The sequence below is a fragment of the Marinibacterium sp. SX1 genome, assembly GCF_050389775.1.
Classification (GTDB): domain Bacteria; phylum Pseudomonadota; class Alphaproteobacteria; order Rhodobacterales; family Rhodobacteraceae; genus Marinibacterium.
This window is the reverse complement of the sequence record NZ_CP177145.1, coordinates 262251-276182: the sequence shown is the minus strand read 5'-3', so window position 1 is coordinate 276182 and position 13932 is coordinate 262251. Positions and strand designations below refer to the sequence as shown.

Below are 13932 nucleotides of genomic sequence, written 5' to 3'. Positions count from 1 at the left end.
CCCAGAAGACCCGCACTCACGGACCAACAGAGGAAGTAACCAGATGAAGAACCTGACGAGGCTCGGCCTCCTTGCCTGCTCGACCGCGATGCTTCTCGCGGCCCCTGTCACCGCCCAGGAGCGCCCGTTGCGGCTGGATGAATCCGCCGTCGGCGAGATCGACCCGGCCAAGGGCACCGATTATGCCGATACCGTGCTGGGCGTGAACCTCTACGAGGCGCTTGTCTATCCCAAGCAGGGCGGCGCGGGCGTGCAGCCCTGGCTGGCCAGCGATTGGACCATCGATGGGCTGGATTACACCTTTACCATCCGCGACGGCGCGACCTTTGCCAGCGGCAATCCGGTGACGGCGGCCGACGTGGTCTATTCCTTCGACCGGCTGATGGCGTTGGGGCAGGGGCCGTCGTCGCTGTTCGAAGGCCGGGTGGCCGGGATCGAAGCGGTCGACGACAGTACCGTCAAGATCACCCTGACCGAAGCCTTTGCGCCCTTCCTCGCCTCGCTGGTGCAGCTGTCGGTCGTCGACAGCACGCTGGCCAGGGAACATGAAGTCGACGGCGACCATGCCTCGGCCTGGCTGTCGGAAACCTCGGCCGGTTCGGGCGCCTACGTGATCAAGGAACATGATCCGCAGATCGAAACGGTCATGGTGCCCAATCCCAATTACACCGGCCAGGCCATGGATGACCTGGCGCCCGACGAGGTGACCTATCGCTATTCGCTGGAAGCCTCGACCGTGCGCGCGCTGATGTCGCGTGGCGAACACGACATCTCGTCGCTGTGGCTGCCGCCCGAAGTGCTCAAGGCGATGGAAGCCGATGGCACCGTGCACCTGGCCGCCGAGCCGGGCGGGACGGGCGAATACATCATGCTCAACACCCAGCGCCCGCCGCTGGACGACGTGCATTGCCGGCTGGCGCTGACCTATGCCTACGATTACGCGACCACGCTGCAGCTGCTGGCCGTGACCGACGACATGGCCCAGGGCATCGCGATGAACGGGGCCACGCCGCAGGGGCTTTACGGGGCCGATCTCGACCGGCCGATGCCCGCGCAGGACATGGAAAAGGCCAAGGAAGAGCTGGCAGCCTGCCAATACGCGCCCGACGAATACGAACTCGACCTGGCCTGGATCGCCGAGGTGCCGGCCCGCGAACGGCTGGCCCTGCTGATGCAGGCGACGTTCACCCAGCTGGGCATGAACGTGAAGGTCACGCGCACGCCCTGGGCGCTGATCACCCAGCAGGTCACCGAGCCGGCCACCGCGCCCCATGCCATCGAGATCGCGGTGTCGACGCGCACCCCGGACACGGATTCGCTGATGTACAACATGTACAGCTCGACCGTGCCCCATACCTGGATGTCGGCATCCTACCTGGCCGATGACGAGGTCGACGGCTATCTCGAAGCCGGCCGGACCGAGACCGACCCCGAGAAGCGGGCCGAGATCTATCGCAACCTCAACGGCCGTCTGCGCGACCTGGCGCCAGCGATCTATGCCTACGAGTTCACCGGTGTCTACGGCATCCGCAACGGGGTCGAAGTGCCGAACCTGATGGATGACAGCAAGCGGTATTCGATCTCTGCGTTCTCGATGCTGTTCAAGGACATGCGCGTCACCGACTGAGGCCCTCGCGCCGCGGGGGGCATCGTTCCCCGCGGCCAACCGACCAACCCGGGAGATCCCCATGCGACTACTCTGGGTCAATCCTGTCGGCACCGACAGGGATGACGAACCGATGGCCGAGGCGCTGAAGGCGGCCGGGCGGCCGGGGCTGACCGGCACGGTGATCTCCTTCGCGCCGGGCAGCGTGCCGGCGCACCTGGAATACGATGCCTTCGAGGCCATGGCGATCCCGCAGGTCGTGCGCACCGCGCTGCATTTCGGGCGCGCGGGCTATGACGCCATGATCATCGGCTGTTTCTACGACACCGCCCTGGAAGCCGCCCGCGAAGTGTCCGGCCCGATGCTGGTCACCGGGCCCTGCATCTCGGCGCTGGAAATCGCCGGGGCCCTGTCGGCCCGGTTCTCGGTGCTGTCGCCCACGGCCAAGGCCGCGGGCCATTCCCGGCGGCGCATTCGCGGTTACGGCGCCGAAGGCCGGCTGGCCTCGATCCGGCCGCTCGGCATCCTGACCGACCAGCTGCTGACCGATCACGCCACGACCGAGGCGCGCATCCTCGAAGAAGCCACCCGCGCCGTGCAGGACGACGGGGCCGAGGCGATCCTGATGGGCTGCACGCTGGAATACCAGGCGGCGATGAAGATCGGCGACCGCCTGGGCGTGCCGATGATCGACGCCGTGCGCGCCCCCCTGATCCAGGCCGAGGGGCTGGCCCATGCCAGCCGCGCCTTCGGCTGGACGCCCGGCCGCATCGGCGGGTCGGTCGCGCCATCCGGCCCCGAGATCGAGGCCGCTTCCCTTTCCCCGCCCGATATCGGCAACCGCGTGGAGTTCTGAACCATGAACCCCGTCCTTCGACTTCTTCTGCACCGGCTGGCCATTTCGGTTCTCGTGCTGGTCGGCGTTTCGACCCTGATCTTCTTCATCGCGCGCATCGTGCCGGGTGATCCGGCGCGGATCGCCCTGGGGCCGAACGCCAGCCAGGCCCAGGTCGACGCCCTGCGCGAGGCCCGCCACCTGAACGACCCCATCGTCGTGCAATACGGCTGGTTCATCCGCGACCTGCTGCATGGTGACCTGGGCACCTCGCTTTACACCAAGCGGCCCGTGACACAGGACATCGCCACCTATTTCCCGGCCACGCTGGAACTGGTGCTTTATGCTGGGGCGATGATGATCCTGCTGGGCCTGCCGCTCGGCCGGCTCGCCGCGCGGTTCCAGAGGCGCTGGCCCGATCATGTCGCCCGGCTGTTGTCGGTCATCGCGGTCTGTACGCCGGCCTTTGTCTGGGGCGTCATCCTGCAGCTGACATTTGCCTATATCTGGCCGATCTTCCCGCTTGAAGGCCGGCTGTCCAACGGCATCGACGCGCCGCCCCTGATCACCGGGTTCTACACGATCGACGCCCTGCTCAACGGCCAGGTCTCGACGTTCTTCAACGCGCTCTACCACCTGATCCTGCCGGCCACGGCCCTTGCCCTGTCGGGCATCGGCCAGACCGCCCGGCTGACCCGGTCGTCGATGATCGAGACCTACCGCAAGCCCTTCATCGGCATGTCCCGGGCCTATGGGTTCCGCGAAGACCGCATCTCGCGCCGGTTTGCCTTCTGGCCGTCGCTGATCCCGACACTGACCATCTTGGGCCTCGATTTCGCGGCCATGCTGGCCAATGCCTTCCTGGTCGAACGGGTCTTTGTCTGGCCCGGCCTGTCGCGATACGGCGTCGAGGTCATCCTGCGCAAGGACCTGGATGCCATCGTCGGCGTCGTCCTGGTCATCGCGGCGATGTTCCTGATCACCAACCTGATCGTCGATGTCATCGTGTCGATCATCAATCCCCGCATCCGGCTGGCCGAGAGAAAGGCAAAGGCATGAGCACGAAATCCTCGTCCGTCGCCTGGACCGAATTCCGGTCCAACCCGATTTCCATCCTGGGCCTCGTGCTGGTGGTGTTCTGCATCGCCCTGGCCGTCTTTGCCGATTTCATCACGCCCTATCCGGCGCATGTCGGCCCGATCGGCGATTTCACGGCGATCAACCAGGCGCCCTCGGCGGCGCATTGGTTCGGCACCGACACCATCGGGCGCGACCTGCTGACGCGCATCGTCTACGGGTTCCGCCTGTCGCTGCTGATGGCCGTGCTGGTGCTGTCGATCTCGATGCCCGTGGGGGTGATCCTGGGGCTGCTGGCCGGCTATCTCGGCGGTTGGGTCGAATTCGTGCTGATGCGCCTGACCGACATCTTCCTGGCCATCCCGCCGCTGGTGCTGGCCATGGCCATCATGGGTTTCCTGCCCGCCACGCTGACCAATGCCATGCTGGCCGTCACGGTCATGTGGTGGCCCTGGTACACCCGGCTGGTCTACAACGTCGTCCGGTCCGAGGCGCGCGAGGGTTACGTGCTGGCCGCCGAGGTCATCGGCGCCTCGCCGCTGCACATCATGTTCCGCGAGATCCTGCCCAATTGCGCGCCTGCCGTGCTGACCAAGCTGACGCTGGATATCGGCTTTGTCGTGCTGATGGTCTCGTCGCTGTCCTTCCTGGGCCTTGGCGTGCAGCCGCCCACGCCGGACCTGGGGTCGATGGTGGCCGACGGGGCGAAATACATGCCCGACGCCTGGTGGCTGTCGATCTTCCCCGCGCTGGCGATCATGCTCCTGGTTCTGGGGTTCAACCTGCTGGGCGACGGCCTGCGCGAAGCCTTCGATGCAGAGGTGTAAGATGGCTGTCCTGACAATCCGCGACCTGGAACTGGGCTTTCGCAAGGGCCGCCAGACGGCGCAGGTGCTGCACGGGATCTCGCTGCATGTGAATGCCGGGGAAAAGGTGGCCCTCGTCGGCGAAAGCGGCTCGGGCAAGTCGGTCACCGCCCAGCTGGCGCTTGGCCGGTTGCAGCAGGAGCGTGGCACCCGGGCCAGCGGCACGATCGAGGTGGTCGGCCACGACCTGATCAAGCGCCCCGAGGCCATGGCCCCCGAGCGCGGCCACCGGGTGACGATGATCTTCCAGGATCCGACCTCGGCCCTGAACCCGGTCTTTCGCATCGGTGAGATCTTTACCGAGGTGCTGCGGTCCGGCGGGCGCAAGGTGCCCGACGCCGAGGCCCGCGACCGCGCGCTCAAGGCGCTGGCCGAGGTGCATATTCCCGATCCGGCGCGGGCGCTGGACAGCTATCCGTTCCAGCTGTCGGGCGGCATGAACCAGCGGGTGATGATCGCCATGGCGCTGGTCAACGAACCCGAGCTGCTGCTGGCCGACGAACCGGGCACGGCGCTGGACGTGACCGTGCAGGCCCAGACCCTGCGGCTGATGGATGACCTGGTCACCGAAAAGGGTACGGCGGTGCTGTTCATCTCGCACAACCTGTCGGTCGTGCGCGAATTCGCCGACCGGGTCTACGTGATCTATCGCGGCAAGATCGTCGAGCACGGGCGCACCGACCAGCTGTTTGCCGATCCGCGCCATCCCTATACCCGCGCGCTGCTGTCGGCCGCGCCCAGGCTGGTGGGCGGTGGCCTGCCGGACCTGCCCGAACATTCCGACGCCTTCCGCGATCCGCTGATCGTGCATCCGGGCTGCGGCGAACCCCACGAGGTGAGCGCATGAGCGATGTCCTTCTCCGCGCAACGCGGCTGAGCAAGATCTTCCAGACCGGCGATCACCAGGTAAAGGCGCTGGACGATGTCGATTTCGATGTGCGCCGGGGCGAATGCCATGCCGTGGTGGGCGAAAGCGGCTCGGGCAAGTCGACGCTGGCCAACATCATCCTGGGCATCCATGCCTCGAGTTATGGCGAGGTGCATTTCGACGGCAAGCCGCTGTTCCAGGACCGCCCCCGGGCCATGAAACGACGCATCCAGCTGGTCCAGCAGAACCCGCTGTCCTCGCTCAACGGGCGGCGGCGGATCGGCAAGTCGATCCGGCTGCCGATGGATGTGCACGGGCTGGGCGAGGCGCGGCACCGCAACCGCAAGGTCGAAGAACTGCTGGTCGAGGTGGGGCTGGAACCCGACATGGCCCGGCGCACGCCCTCGTCCCTGTCGGGCGGCCAGCGCCAGCGCGTGGCCATTGCCCGGGCCCTGGCGGCCGAGCCCGACCTGATCGTGCTGGACGAGCCGACATCGGCGCTCGATGTGCTGGTGCAGGCGCGGGTGCTCAAGCTGCTCGACCGGCTGCGCCGGGACCGGGGCCTGACCTACGTGTTCATCACCCATGACCTGGCCGTAGTGCGGGCGCTGGCCGACCGGATCAGCGTCTTTGCCGAGGGCCGCCGGGTGGAAACCGGGCTGGCCGACCAGATCTTCTCGGCCCCCCGGGCCGAGTTCACGCGCCAGCTGATCGGGGCCGTACCCGTGGCCAGTACCGAGGAAGAAGCCATGCGCGACGCGATCAGGGAAACCGGCCGCGCACCGCTGGCCTGAAGACAAGGAACTCCCCAAGTGGCAACACGTATCGGCGTCGACATCGGCGGCACCTTCACCGATCTCATCTATTACGACGAGACCACCGGCGAGACGGTCGAGGGCAAGGTGCCCACCGTCCCCCATGCCCCCGAGGAAGGGGTGATCAACGCGGTTCAGGCCCATGTGCCGGAAAAGGTCATCGCCGAGGCGTCCTATTTCCTGCACGGCACGACCGTCGGCCTGAACGCCCTGCTGGAACGCCGCGGCGCCGAGGTCGGGCTGCTGGCGACGGAGGGCTTCCGCGACGTGCTTGAGATCCGGCGCGGCGACCGGGCCGAGATGTACAATCTCTTCTGGGAACAGCCCCCCGCGCTGGTTCCGCGCCGGCGGCGGCTGGAGGTCCCGGGCCGGATCATGGCGGATGGGACTGTCCATGCGCCGGTCGATGAAGAGGCCACGCGGGCGGCGATCCGGGCTCTGATGGGGTTCGAGGTCGATGCCATCGCCGTGGCGCTGATCAATGCCTGGGCCAATCCCGAACATGAACTGCTGGTCGAAAAGCTGATCCGCGAGGAAGGCTTCGAGGGTGGCATTTCGCTCTCGCACCGGATTTCCGGCGAGTACCGCGAATTCGAACGCACCTCGACCACCGTGATCGACGCCTTCGTGCGCGGGCGGATGTCGAACTACCTGCGCCGGCTCGAAACCCGCCTGCGGGACCTGGGCTTTACCGGCATGGCGCTGATCACCCGGTCGGGCAGCGGGTCGATGACCTTTGCCGAGGCCGAGGACCGGCCCTTTGAAACCATCATGTCCGGCCCCGTCGGCGGGGCGCATGGCGCGTCGGAATTCGCGCGCGGTCTCGGGATCGAGGCGCTGATCACGGCGGATGTGGGCGGCACCAGCTTTGATACGGCGCTGATCCTGGATGGCGAGCCGCAGGTTCTGTACGAAGGCGTGATCGACGGCATGCCGGTGCAGACCACCTGGGTCGACGTGCGCTCGATCGGGGCGGGCGGCGGATCGCTGGCCCATGTGGATCGCGGCGGGCTGATGCGCGTCGGGCCGCAATCGGCGGGCGCCGTGCCCGGCCCGGCCTGTTACGGCAAGGGCGGCACGCAGCCGGCACTGACCGATGCGGCGGCTTACCTGGGCATGCTGGGGCCGGGCGAGCTGGCCTCGGGGATCACGCTGGACATCGCCGCCTCGCATTCCGCGCTGGCCAGCGTGGCCGACGCCCTGGGCCAGGATGTCGAAACGGTGGCCACGGGCGTCATGCGCATCGCCGCCGCCGCCATGGGCGGGGCCATGCGCGAGGTGACCGTCGAACAGGGGTTGGACCCGCGCGGCATGACGCTTCTGCCCTTTGGCGGGGCCGGGCCGCTGATGGCCTGCCTGCTGGCCGATGACCTGGGCATGAACCGCATCGTGCTGCCGCCCTTTGCGGGTAATTTCTCGGCCTGGGGTCTGCTGGGGGCCGACCGGGTGCAATCGGCGGCGCGCACGCTGGTCACCGATCTCGACGATGCCGGGCTGGCCCGGGCACAGGCCCTGCTGACCACCCTGCTGCAAGAGCTGGTCGACCGGGGCGCCCGGCCCGACCGGGCCACGCCCTCGGCCCGACTGGATCTGCGCTACAAGGGCCAGGAACATTCGCTGTCGGTCGATCTGCCCCTGTCGGGCACCGCGATCGCCATCGACGTGGCGGCCATCGTGCAGGGCTTTGCGACCGAATACGACAAGACCTTTGGCGGCACGCTGGACGAACAGGTCGAAACCGTGGCCGTGCGCGCGACCTATACCGAGGCCCTGGCCCCGCGCGAGGTCCGCGTGCCGGCGCCCGAACCGGCTCCGGCCACGCCGGGCAGCGTCGAGGCGCATTCCTTTGCCCTGGGCCGGCGCATGCCCTTTGCCATCATCCCGCGCAACACCATCGCCGGGGACGTGGCGGGGCCCTGCATCGTGACCGAAACCACATCGACGCTCTATGTCGACGCGGGCTGGACGATCCGTCCGGGCGCGCGCGGCGAGCTGATCCTCGACCGCAAGGAGACCTGAGCCATGGACACCATCCTGCACAAGGCCGGCCAGTCGCGCACAACGCAATCCGACCCGGTCGATCCGATCACCACCGAGGTCGTGCGTCATGCGCTGAACTCGGCGGCCAACCAGATGAAACGCGCGCTGGTGCGCACGGCCTTTTCGCCGGTGATCTACGAGGTGCTCGATTTCGCCGTGGCGCTCTACGACAAGGACGTGCGTCTGCTGGCCCAGGCGCCGAGCCTGCCGATGTTCATGGGCACGCTGAACTTCTGTGTCATCGAGGCCGTCAAGGGCATCGGCGGGGTCGAGAACCTCAACGAAGGCGACATCATCATCTATAACTGGCCCTATGGCACCGGCTCGCATCCGCAGGACCTGGCCGTGGTCATGCCGGCCTTTCACGAAGGCGAGCTGGTGGGCTATGCGGCGATCAAGGGCCATTGGCTCGATATCGCGGGCAAGGATCCCTATTGCACCGACACGGTCGATGTCTTCCAGGAAGGCACGATCTATCCGGGCGTGAAGATCGTCGAGGCGGGCAAGCTCGTTGATCCGATTTACCGGATCATCCTCGCCAATTCCCGGGTGCCTAAGATGATCGCCGGCGACCTGAATGCCGAGATCACCGGCGTGCGCACCGGGGTCCGGGCGCTGCTGGAGGTGGTCGCGCGCCACGGGGTTGCCGATTTCGGGCGGGCTGTGGAACAGATGTTCGACCATGGCGAACGGGTCGTGCGGAACTATTTTGCGGCGATCCCCGATGGCACCTATGTCGGCTCGGGCGTGATGGACGACAACGGGGTCGAACCGGGCCAGGTGCCCTTTGACATCACCGTCGTGGTCGAAGGCGATGCCGTGCGGCTGGATTATTCCGCCGCCCCGCCGCAACAGGCCGGGCCGATCAACTGCCCGGTGCCCTCGACGATTTCCACCAGCCGGGTGGCCATTTCCATGCTGGCCGGCATGGGCGAGGCCCCGAACGAAGGCCATTTCCGGGCCATCGAAGTGGTGACCAGACCCGGCACCATGTTCCACCCGCTGGCCCCGGCGCCCTGCTTCCTCTACGGCTGGCCGGCCGTGCAGGCGATCGAGGCGGTCTACCAGGCGCTGTCGCAGGCCTCGCCCGAGATCGTGCCGGCCATGTCGGGCGGCTGCATCTGTTCGCTGGTCCATTGGGGCACGCGCGAGGCGAGCGGAGAGCCCTGGGCCGACGGCGCGCCGCATCCCGTGGGGCAGGGCGCGTGGAAGGGCCATGACGGGGGCACGATGCTGCATATCTCGGAAAGTGCGACGCGGTTCTCGCCCGTCGAGGTCTGGGAAAGCCGCAACCCCTGGCTGGTCGAGCGGATGGAGCTGGTGCCGGACAGCTGCGGGCCGGGCGAATGGCGCGGGGGCATGGGCGTCGATTTCGCCTTCCGCATGCTGGAAGACACCTATGTGACCACCTCGGTGGAACGTACGGAAAACGGGCCCTGGGGTCTGGAAGGCGGTCTTGGCGGGCGGGCCAACGCGGTGCGGATCGACCGGGCCGATGGCAGCGTGGACAGCAGCCGGCCCAAGGCCACGCGCATCCCGATGCCCAAGGGCGACCTGCTGACCCTGCGCACCGGCGGCGGCGGCGGGTATGGCGATCCGGCCGCGCGGTCGGCCGCGGCCGTGCTGGCCGACCTGGAAGACGGCTATATCACCCGGGAGTATGCCCGGGCCCACCATCCGCAGGTGACGCTGCCCGAAGGCTAGGGCCTTCGGGGCCTAGCGGCCCACGGCATAGGCCTGCATCAGCCGGGGCGTGGCCGCCGCGCGCAGCATCCCGTCGGGATCGCGGGCGGCGGCGGTGAGCCGGCCGATCGACCAGGGCTCCGAGACCTCGATCTCGTGGCCCCGGGCGCGCAGGTCGGCGATGACATCGGCGCCGGCGGACGGTTCGATCATCATCCGCCCGGGGTTGGCCTGGCGCGGATAGAACGACGCGCTGAAATGCATCGAGTGATAGAGCGGCGCGTCGATGGCTTCCTGCAGGTTCTGGCCGCCATGGGCCAGGCGCAGGAAATAGGCCAGCTGCCACTGGTCCTGCTGGTCGCCTCCGGGCGTGCCGAAGGCCAGCCAGGGCTTGCCGTCGCGCAGGGCCAGCGAGGGCGACAGGGTGGTGCGCGGCCGCCGGCCGGGGGCCAGGCTGGTGGGCAGGCCCTCGTCCAGCCAGAACATCTGGGCACGCGAGTTCAGGGCAAAGCCCAGGCCGGGCACGACGGGCGAGGATTGCAGCCAGCCGCCCGAGGGTGTGGCCGAGACCATGTTGCCCCAGCGGTCGATGACATCCACGTGCACGGTATCGCCACGCCGGTTGGACAGGTGGGCCATGGTCGGCTCGCCGCCGTCGCTGCCGACCTCTGCCTCGTGCCGGGCCGCCGCCCGGTCGATGGCCGCCCGGGCCAGGTGGTCCAGCCCCGGTACCCGGCCGGGGCGCTGGTCGAACGAAGCCCGGTCGGTGATCAGCGCCGCGCGGTCGGCAGCATAGGCCGGCGACAGAAGGTGCTCCATCGGAATGTCGAAATGATCGGGATCGCCGTAATAGGCCTCGCGGTCGGCATAGGTCAGCTTGATCGCCTCGATCACGGTGTGGATATAGGCGGCGCTGCCCGGTTCCATGTCGGCGATGCCGGCCTCGCGCAGCAGGGCCAGCGATTGCAGCAGCACCGGGCCCTGGCTCCAGGGGCCGGGCTTGCACAGGGTCCAGCGGTCGTGATCCAGGGTCAGCGGGTCTTCCCAATGGGCCTGCCAGCCGGCCATGTCCTGGCCGGTCAGCACGCCCTTGCGCCGGGCGCCGGCGCCATCCATCACGCAGGCCTCGCGCAAGTAGGCATCAATCGTCTCGGCCACGAAGCCCCGGTAGATGCAATCGCGCGCCCGGTCGACCTGGGCCTCGCGGCCCCGGGCGGTTTCGGCCTCGCGCAGGATGCGGTCCCAGGTGTCGGCCAGAACGGGGTTGCGGAACGGCCGGCCGCCGGTCGGCACCGCTCCGCCGGGCATCCAGGTGGCGGCCGAGCTGGGCCATTCGTGGCGGAACAGGTCGGCCAGGCTGGCGATGCTGTCGGACACGCGATCCAGCAGCGGATGGCCGTGGCGGGCATAGTGGATCGCCGGTTCCAGCACGTCGCGCAGGGGCAGCGAGCCATAGTCGCGCAGCATCAGGAGCCAGCCGTCGAAGGCCCCGGGAATGACCGTGGCCAGCAGGCCCGAACCGGGGATCAGCGTCAGGCCCTGGTCGCGGTAATGGGCGATGGTCGCCCCCGCCGGCGCCGGGCCCTGGGCGCAGAGCACGCGGATGCGGTCTTCGCGGGCGGAATGGATGATCGCCGGCAGGTCGCCGCCCGGCCCGTTGAGATGCGGCTCGACCACCTGTAGCACAAAGCCCATGGCCACCGCCGCGTCAAAGGCGTTGCCGCCCTTTTCCAGCAGCCCGAAGCCCACGGCCGAGGCGATCCAATGGGTCGATGTGGCGACCCCGAAGGTGCCGGTGATCTCGGGGCGGGTCGTGAAGGCGGCCATGGTCTCTCCGAAAGGGCAGGGGGGATGGGTCAGTCGGCGGGCCAGTCGGGTGGCGTGCCGTCCGGGGTCTCGGCTGGCACGTCGCCGGGCGTTGCGGGGCCTGTGTTGCCTGGCGCAGCCTGGGGCGTGTCGCCGGGCGCAATGGGGCGCGTGCCGTCTGGCGTGGCGGAGGGCATATCGGGGGCGCCGGCCGTACCATCGGCCAGCAGCAGGCCGCGGATGTCCTCGGCGATGCCGGCCCATTCCGGTTCGGTCATGTCGCGCAGGCCGAGATAGCGCAGGAAAAACGCGCCTTCGGTGGCCAGGAAGGCCAGCCGCGCCCGCCGGCCGGCCGGGCTGTCGGGATCCAGCGCGCCGATCAGCCCGGTGTACCAGTCGCGGGTCGATCGCATGTATTCCGGCGATTGCAGCATGTTGGCCATCAGGCTGGCGGCCTTGGCCTGCGAGGTGTCCGGCTCGACGAAGGTGGCCCCGACATGGGCCCGGACCACATCGGCCGGCGTCGGATCGGGCGGCACGAGGGTCTGGAACAGGGTGTCGTAGCTCTGGAACCAGCGGTCGCACAACGCTTCGATCAAGGCGCCCTTCGAGGCAAAGGTGTACTGGATGCCGCCCTTGGTCACCCCGGCCGCCCGGGCCAGCGCGTCGATCGTCAGGGCCGCCGCGCCCTGTCCCCGCACGATGTCCTCGGCCAGGTCCAGCAGCTTTTCGCGGTCGATCGTCTTCTGTCGCGGCATATTTGCTCTTTCATTCCATACGGACGTATTTATATGAGGGTCCAAGGCCCGGCAATCCGCGGGCCGGTGTTTTCTTGGAGTACGATATGTCCCTGCACAACAGGTGGCTGGTTCTGGCGGTGATCTCCAGTGCCCTTCTGCTGATCGTGATCGACATGACGGTTCTTTACACGGCGCTGCCCCGGATCACGGCAGACCTGTCGGCCACGCCGTCAGAGAAGCTGTGGATCGTGAATGCCTATGCCCTGACCATGGCCGGGCTGTTGCCGGCCTCGGGCGCCCTGGGCGACCGGTTCGGCCCCCGGGTGATGTTCCTGGGCGGGCTGCTGGTCTTTACCGCCGCATCGCTGGTGGCCGCGCTGGCGCCCACGGCCGAAGTGCTGATCGCCGGGCGGGTGCTGCTGGCCTTCGGGGCGGCGGCGATGATGCCCGCCACCTTTGCCATCCTGCGCCACACGTTCGACGACCCGGCCGAGCGCAACCTGGCCATCGGGATCTGGGCGGCCGTGGCCTCGGGCGGGGCGGCCTTTGGTCCGGTGCTGGGCGGCGTGCTGCTGGAATTCTTCTGGTGGGGCTCGGTCTTTCTGGTCAACGTGCCGATCGGGCTGGCCGGTGTCGTGCTGGCCCGCCGGCTGATCGCCGCGCGGCCGGGCGGGGCGGGTCATCCGTTCAGCCTGCTGGGGTCGCTGCAGATCATGATCGGGCTGGTCGCCGTGACCGTGGCCATCAAGGAGCTGGGCAAGCCCGCCCCGTCGCTGCCCCTGGCCCTGGGCGGGGTTGTGCTGGGCGGGGCCTTCATCGCGCTGTTCATCCGGGGTCAGCTGCGCGCGCGCCAACCGATGCTGGACCTGCGCATGTTCGCCAACCCGGCCTTCAGCGGGGCGGTGCTGGCCGCGCTCTTTTCCTCGGCTGCGCTGACCGGGCTGTCGCTGGCCATGACCCAGCGGTTCCAGCTGGTCATGGGGCTGAGCCCGTTGCAGGCCGGGCTGGTGCTGGCGCCGCTGCCGCTGGCCTCCTTCGTGGCCGGGCCGGTGGCCGGGCGGTTGCTGGCCCGGGGCGATTGCACGCGGTTCATGATCGCCGGGCTGGGGCTGATCGCCCTGGGGCTGGGGGTCTACATGGCCGGGCTGCATTCCTGGCCGGTGCAGATCGCGGCGATGGCCGTGATCGGCGCGGGGATCGGCACGGCCATGACATCGGCCTCGGCGGCCATCATGCAAAGCGCGACCGACGACACCGCCGGCACCGCTGCGTCGGTCGAGGAAGTGTCCTACGAGCTGGGCGGCGCCCTGGGCGTGACGATCTTCGGCAGCATCCTGGCGGCGGTCTATACCCGCAGCTTCACCGCCCCCGAGATCCCGGCCCAAGCCGGCCAGATGGGCCAGGCCGCGCAGGGCATCGACCAGGCGCTGAGCCTGGCCGCACGGATGACAAGCCAGGCGTCGGCCCGGCTGGTCGAGGCGGCGGGGCAGGCCTTTGACCTGTCGTTCATGGCCGTGCTGGTCACGGCCTGTGCCCTGCTGGCCATGGCGGCCGGCCTTGTTGCGGTGATGAACCGGCGGCGGGGCTGACACGCGG

Annotated in this window: 10 protein-coding genes and 1 pseudogene; 9 read left to right on the top strand and 2 right to left on the bottom strand. The window is 68.5% G+C overall.

What is annotated here, in order from left to right:
• The first annotated feature begins 43 nt into the window (after positions 1–43).
• From ACK3BB_RS22610 to ACK3BB_RS22575, 8 genes are all read left to right on the top strand, one after another.
• Positions 44–1627: an ABC transporter substrate-binding protein gene (locus ACK3BB_RS22610; protein WP_428928904.1), complete on the top strand. Its 1584-nt coding sequence runs from the start codon at positions 44–46 to the stop codon at positions 1625–1627.
• Between the two features lie 61 nt (positions 1628–1688).
• Complete coding sequence (locus tag ACK3BB_RS22605) at positions 1689–2462, top strand: aspartate/glutamate racemase family protein (RefSeq protein ID WP_428928903.1); 774 nt, start codon at positions 1689–1691, stop codon at positions 2460–2462.
• A 3-nt stretch (positions 2463–2465) separates the two neighbouring features.
• Complete coding sequence (locus tag ACK3BB_RS22600; protein WP_428928902.1) at positions 2466–3500, top strand: ABC transporter permease; 1035 nt, start codon at positions 2466–2468, stop codon at positions 3498–3500.
• On the top strand, positions 3497–4345 hold the full coding sequence (locus tag ACK3BB_RS22595; protein WP_428928901.1) for an ABC transporter permease: 849 nt from the start codon (positions 3497–3499) through the stop codon (positions 4343–4345). Before ACK3BB_RS22600 ends, ACK3BB_RS22595 begins: the two co-directional genes overlap by 4 nt.
• A gap of 1 nt (position 4346) precedes the next feature.
• Positions 4347–5231, top strand: a complete 885-nt coding sequence (locus ACK3BB_RS22590; protein ID WP_428928900.1) for an ABC transporter ATP-binding protein — start codon at positions 4347–4349, stop codon at positions 5229–5231.
• Positions 5228–6046, top strand: a complete 819-nt coding sequence (locus ACK3BB_RS22585; RefSeq protein WP_428928899.1) for an ABC transporter ATP-binding protein — start codon at positions 5228–5230, stop codon at positions 6044–6046. The genes ACK3BB_RS22590 and ACK3BB_RS22585 overlap by 4 nt, the downstream gene beginning before the upstream one ends.
• 18 nt (positions 6047–6064) lie before the next feature.
• Positions 6065–8086: a hydantoinase/oxoprolinase family protein gene (locus tag ACK3BB_RS22580; RefSeq protein WP_428928898.1), complete on the top strand. Its 2022-nt coding sequence runs from the start codon at positions 6065–6067 to the stop codon at positions 8084–8086.
• Positions 8087–8089: 3 nt separating this feature from the next.
• Positions 8090–9811 carry a hydantoinase B/oxoprolinase family protein gene (locus ACK3BB_RS22575; protein WP_428928897.1) on the top strand — a complete coding sequence of 574 codons (1722 nt, stop codon included), beginning with the start codon at positions 8090–8092 and terminating at the stop codon, positions 9809–9811.
• 12 nt (positions 9812–9823) lie between these two features.
• Here the strand turns inward: ACK3BB_RS22575 and ACK3BB_RS22570 are convergent, their stop codons facing one another.
• Together ACK3BB_RS22570 and ACK3BB_RS22565 are read right to left on the bottom strand one after the other, a co-directional pair.
• Positions 9824–11617, bottom strand: a complete 1794-nt coding sequence (locus ACK3BB_RS22570; protein ID WP_428928896.1) for a gamma-glutamyltransferase family protein — start codon at positions 11615–11617, stop codon at positions 9824–9826.
• A gap of 203 nt (positions 11618–11820) precedes the next feature.
• Positions 11821–12354 (bottom strand): annotated as a pseudogene (locus ACK3BB_RS22565) (TetR/AcrR family transcriptional regulator); the annotation flags it as partial.
• An 86-nt stretch (positions 12355–12440) separates the two neighbouring features.
• On the opposite strand from ACK3BB_RS22565, the gene ACK3BB_RS22560 reads away from it, so the two are divergent.
• Positions 12441–13925 carry an MFS transporter gene (locus ACK3BB_RS22560; protein ID WP_428928895.1) on the top strand — a complete coding sequence of 495 codons (1485 nt, stop codon included), beginning with the start codon at positions 12441–12443 and terminating at the stop codon, positions 13923–13925.
• Positions 13926–13932 lie beyond the last annotated feature (7 nt).

What these genes read in the sequence shown, in the direction of transcription:
- ACK3BB_RS22610 (WP_428928904.1), top strand. Translation starts at nt 44, where the DNA reads ATGAAGAACCTGACGAGGCTCGGCCTCCTTGCCTGCTCGACCGCGATG.
- ACK3BB_RS22605 (WP_428928903.1), top strand. Translation starts at nt 1,689, where the DNA reads ATGCGACTACTCTGGGTCAATCCTGTCGGCACCGACAGGGATGACGAA.
- ACK3BB_RS22600 (WP_428928902.1), top strand. Translation starts at nt 2,466, where the DNA reads ATGAACCCCGTCCTTCGACTTCTTCTGCACCGGCTGGCCATTTCGGTT.
- ACK3BB_RS22595 (WP_428928901.1), top strand. Translation starts at nt 3,497, where the DNA reads ATGAGCACGAAATCCTCGTCCGTCGCCTGGACCGAATTCCGGTCCAAC.
- ACK3BB_RS22590 (WP_428928900.1), top strand. Translation starts at nt 4,347, where the DNA reads ATGGCTGTCCTGACAATCCGCGACCTGGAACTGGGCTTTCGCAAGGGC.
- ACK3BB_RS22585 (WP_428928899.1), top strand. Translation starts at nt 5,228, where the DNA reads ATGAGCGATGTCCTTCTCCGCGCAACGCGGCTGAGCAAGATCTTCCAG.
- ACK3BB_RS22575 (WP_428928897.1), top strand. Translation starts at nt 8,090, where the DNA reads ATGGACACCATCCTGCACAAGGCCGGCCAGTCGCGCACAACGCAATCC.
- ACK3BB_RS22570 (WP_428928896.1), bottom strand. Translation starts at nt 11,617, where the DNA reads ATGGCCGCCTTCACGACCCGCCCCGAGATCACCGGCACCTTCGGGGTC.
- ACK3BB_RS22560 (WP_428928895.1), top strand. Translation starts at nt 12,441, where the DNA reads ATGTCCCTGCACAACAGGTGGCTGGTTCTGGCGGTGATCTCCAGTGCC.